This is a genomic window from Halomonas llamarensis (assembly GCF_023555005.1).
GTDB lineage: Bacteria > Pseudomonadota > Gammaproteobacteria > Pseudomonadales > Halomonadaceae > Vreelandella > Vreelandella llamarensis.
This window is the reverse complement of the sequence record NZ_JAMJPJ010000111.1, coordinates 1-410: the sequence shown is the minus strand read 5'-3', so window position 1 is coordinate 410 and position 410 is coordinate 1. Positions and strand designations below refer to the sequence as shown.

Annotated in this window: 1 protein-coding gene; it reads right to left on the bottom strand. The window is 52.2% G+C overall.

The genetic code is table 11. The features are described from left to right. Window positions 1-410, bottom strand: a 410-nt coding sequence (locus M8006_RS17815; protein WP_250084568.1) for a DegT/DnrJ/EryC1/StrS family aminotransferase, incomplete at both ends; no start/stop codon positions are given.

Below are 410 nucleotides of genomic sequence, written 5' to 3'. Positions count from 1 at the left end.
CAGGTATGCAGCTTGCAGATCGGACATCAAATAGCTGGAGCCAATATCGCGCCAGGTATATTTATCGACCTGACCACGGAAGAACTGGCTGCGGTTAGTGCCCTTTTCACGGATGATCTCGGCTCGTTCGATTAACGCTTTATCGTTAATCAGCGTCGCGCCGCCTTCACCGCCCGCCGTGTAGTTTTTGGTTTCATGGAAGCTAAAGCAGCCAATATGACCAATGGTTCCCAGTGCACGCCCTTTGTAAGTGGACATCACGCCCTGAGCGGCATCTTCTACCACAAACAAATTATGCTTTTTCGCCAACGCCATAATGGTGTCCATTTCGCAGGCCACACCCGCGTAATGGACCGGCACGATAACGCGCGTTTTGTCGGTGATCGCCGCTTCAATCAGCGTTTCGTCGA